The 3,779-nt window shown below is 70.7% G+C and carries 3 protein-coding genes and 1 pseudogene; 3 read left to right on the plus strand and 1 reads right to left on the minus strand.

Annotated elements, in window-relative coordinates; translation table 11 throughout:
* Positions 1-262: 262 nt before the first annotated feature.
* The gene (locus ACF08B_RS41455; protein WP_093698002.1) at positions 263-871 is read left to right on the plus strand and encodes a DNA-binding response regulator; all 609 of its coding nucleotides are present in this window, start codon (positions 263-265) and stop codon (positions 869-871) included.
* Between the two features lie 30 nt (positions 872-901).
* On the opposite strand, the gene ACF08B_RS41460 is transcribed toward ACF08B_RS41455, so the two are convergent.
* Positions 902-1,546 (minus strand): NADH oxidase, encoded by a 645-nt coding sequence (locus ACF08B_RS41460; RefSeq protein WP_392322206.1) that lies wholly within the window; start codon positions 1,544-1,546, stop codon positions 902-904.
* Positions 1,547-1,712: 166 nt separating this feature from the next.
* Here ACF08B_RS41460 and ACF08B_RS41465 point away from each other — a divergent pair, with 166 nt between their 5' ends.
* Positions 1,713-3,599 (plus strand): 2-oxoacid:acceptor oxidoreductase subunit alpha, encoded by a 1,887-nt coding sequence (locus ACF08B_RS41465; protein ID WP_392322207.1) that lies wholly within the window; start codon positions 1,713-1,715, stop codon positions 3,597-3,599.
* Positions 3,589-3,779, plus strand: a pseudogene (locus tag ACF08B_RS41470) (2-oxoacid:ferredoxin oxidoreductase subunit beta); the annotation flags it as partial. The gene ACF08B_RS41465 and the pseudogene ACF08B_RS41470, both read left to right, overlap by 11 nt.

Here is a 3,779-nt window from a genome sequence, read left to right on the forward strand (position 1 = left end):
CTCCCACTCCGCATTCGTCAGGTCTCCACGTCCCATGCCGTCAGCCTGCCCCCAACACCCCACCCGCGGAGGGAGATCCGAGAAACAGCGCCTAGTCCCGGACGCTCCGGGCGAGGGCCACCGGCGGCCGCCAACCGGAGGAGCCTCTGCCAGATGCCGGGATCCCCCCGACGGGACTCTCCCCCCGGGAACCGAAGTTGGTACAGTCGCCGCGTCCGGGACGTGGGAGGGCGACAACTCGGTACGGGGGAACGGGGGTTCGGTGATTCGCGTACTGCTGGCCGAGGACATGAACATGGTGCGCGGTGCCCTGACAGCACTGCTCGACCTGGAGCATGACATCGAGGTCGTCTGCGGGGTCGAGAACGGCAACGACATCGTGCCGGCGACGCTGCGGCACAAACCCGACGTGGCGGTCATCGACATCGACCTGCCGGGCATCGACGGGCTGACCGCGGCCGCCCGGCTGCGGGACCGGGTGCCCGAGTGCCGGGTGCTGATCCTCACCAGCATCGGACGTCCGGGGACCCTGCTGCGGGCCATCTCCGCACAGGTGGGCGGCTACATCCTCAAGGACGCGCCGCCGAACGAACTGGCCTTCGCGGTACGGCAGGTGGCCGCCGGCCGGCGGGTGGTGGACCCGCAACTCGCCCTCGCCGCCTGGGGCGGCCAGGAGAGCCCGCTCACGGAACGCGAGACCGAGGTGCTGCGACTGGCGTCCAAGGGCGCGGAGCCCGCGGAGATCGCCGCCGAACTTCACCTGTCCACCGGGACGGTACGCAACTACCTGACCACCATCACCACGAAGCTCAACGCGCGTAACCGCGTGGACGCCGTGCTGATCGCCCAGGAGTCCGGCTGGCTGCTGTGAGCGCCGGCCGGGGCGCGCGGGGGTGAGCCCTCAGGCGCGCGGCACCGGTTCGCCGCAGTCCTCGGTCATGCCGGCGGCCGCCAGATAGCTCAGCACGGCCTGGGTCACCTCGGGCGGCAGCGGCAGCACGGAGGATGCGTCGGACGGGGTGGCCGGCCAGGCCAGCAGCCCGACCACCCAGACGGCCTCCGGCCGGTGCAGCTGGACCCGGTGCGGGGACGTGGCGCAGGCCAGCGCGAACCCGGCCTTCTCCAGGGTCAGCGACACATCGCCGATCAGCCGGATCAGCCGCCGCGCGGACAGGGCCACGGGGGCGAACGGTGCGTCCTTGCTGGTGGAGACGACGGACAACAGGGGCCCCCGCAGGTCCTCCCAGCTCAGGGTGCGCACGATCAGATGCGAGAGCCGGTCCAGCACCGGCAGCAGCACCAGGCAGGCGCCCTCCGTGGCGTCCTCCGCGGCGGCGGACGCGCAGGGCAGGACGTTGGCGAGCAGGACGGGGCCGAGCTCCATGCGCCGCAGGGCCTCACGCACCAGCGGATCGGGGCGGCTGATGCGCTCCGTCCCGAACCGGCTGCGCAGCACCAGGCCCTGGTCCGTGGCGTCCTCCTCGACGACCACGTCCTCGTGCAGCGACCAGAGATGGACTGCGCGGCTGCCGACCACCCGCGACATGGGAACCCCTTTCTTCCGTGCCGATTGTGACGGCCCGCACCGCTCGCCGGACAGCCACGCCGTCACTCCGATCACGTGAAGTTCTCACATACGCGGTGGGGCTTTGGCGGGTCGCAAGGACGGCTTCCTACGGTGCGAGCCGGACATCCGACGAGGAGAGGGACAGCTGGTGACCGTTGACACAGCAGCCACCCGGTCCAGTACGGTCCGCCGGCTGGACCGGGTGGTCATCCGGTTCGCCGGGGACTCGGGTGACGGTATGCAGCTCACGGGCGACCGTTTCACCTCGGAGACGGCGTCCTTCGGGAACGACCTCTCCACCCTGCCGAACTTCCCGGCCGAGATCCGTGCCCCCGCGGGGACGCTGCCGGGCGTCTCCTCGTTCCAGCTCCACTTCGCCGACCACGACATCCTGACCCCGGGTGACGCGCCGGACGTGCTGGTCGCGATGAACCCGGCCGCCCTGAAGGCGAACATCGGCGATCTGCCGCGCGGCGCCGAGATCATCGTGAACACGGACGAGTTCACCAAGCGGGCCCTGCAGAAGGTGGGGTACACGAACTCGCCGCTGGAGGACGGGTCGCTCGACGCGTACCAGCTCCACCCGGTGCCCCTGACGACTCTGACGGTGGAGGCGCTGAAGGACTTCGCTCTGTCCCGCAAGGAGGCCGAGCGCAGCAAGAACATGTTCGCGCTGGGCCTGCTGTCGTGGATGTACCACCGGCCCACCGAGGGCACCGAGAAGTTCCTGAGGTCGAAGTTCGCGAAGAAGCCGGACATCGCCGAGGCGAACATCGCGGCGTTCCGGGCGGGCTGGAACTTCGGCGAGACCACGGAGGACTTCGCGGCCTCCTACGAGGTCGCCCCGGCCACCCGGGCGTTCCCGACGGGCACGTACCGGAACATCTCGGGGAACCTGGCTCTCGCCTACGGTCTGGTCGCCGCCTCCCGGCAGGCGGACCTGCCGCTGTTCCTGGGTTCGTACCCGATCACGCCGGCCTCGGACATCCTGCACGAGCTGTCCAGGCACAAGAACTTCGGCGTGCGGACCTTCCAGGCGGAGGACGAGATCGCGGCGATCGGCGCCGCGCTCGGGGCGGCCTTCGGCGGTTCCCTCGCGGTCACCACGACCTCCGGACCGGGCGTGGCGCTCAAGAGCGAGACCATCGGGCTCGCGGTGTCCCAGGAGCTGCCGCTGCTGGTCGTGGACATCCAGCGCGGCGGTCCCTCGACGGGTCTGCCGACCAAGACCGAGCAGGCGGACCTGCTCCAGGCCATGTACGGCCGCAACGGCGAGGCACCCGTCCCCGTGGTGGCCGCGAAGACGCCCGCCGACTGCTTCGACGCCGTCCTGGAGGCGGCCCGGATCGCGCTGACCTATCGCACGCCCGTCTTCCTCCTCTCGGACGGCTACCTGGCCAACGGCTCGGAGCCCTGGCGCATCCCGAACACGGACGAACTCCCCGACCTGCGGGTGCAGTTCACGTCCGGTCCGAACCACACGCTGGAGGACGGCACGGAGGTCTTCCGGCCGTACAAACGCGACCCCCGCACTCTCGCCCGGCCGTGGGCGGTCCCGGGCACGCCGGGTCTTGAGCACCGTATCGGCGGCATCGAGAAGCAGGACGGCACGGGCAACATCTCCTACGACCCCGCCAACCACGAGTTCATGGTCCGCACCCGCCAGGCCAAGATCGACGGTATCGAGGTCCCGGACCTGGAGGTCGACGACCCGCACCAGGCCACCACCCTGGTGCTGGGCTGGGGGTCCACCTACGGGCCGATCACGGCGGCGGTACGGCGGCTGCGGGCGGCCGGCGAGCCCATCGCCCAGGCGCACCTGCGCCACCTCAACCCCTTCCCCGGGAACCTCGGCACGATCCTGCGCTCCTACGACCGGGTGGTCGTACCGGAGCTGAACCTCGGGCAGCTCGCGCGGCTGCTCCGGGCCGGGTTCCTGGTCGACGCGGAGTCCCTCACCCAGGTCAACGGCATGCCGTTCAAGGCGGAACAGCTCGCGCAGGCTCTCAAGGAGGCCGTCCATGCCCACTGAGGCGCTGTCCCTGGTGCCGAGGAGCGAAGTCGCCCTCGGCGCCCGCGACTTCAAGTCGGATCAGGAGGTGCGCTGGTGCCCGGGTTGCGGTGACTACGCGATCCTCGCCGCCGTGCAGGGCTTCATGCCCGAGCTGGGCCTGGCCAGGGAGAACATCGTCTTCGTCTCCGGCATCGGCTG

The organism is Streptomyces sp. NPDC015139 (assembly GCF_043079785.1).
GTDB classification, from domain to species: domain Bacteria; phylum Actinomycetota; class Actinomycetes; order Streptomycetales; family Streptomycetaceae; genus Streptomyces; species Streptomyces albidocamelliae.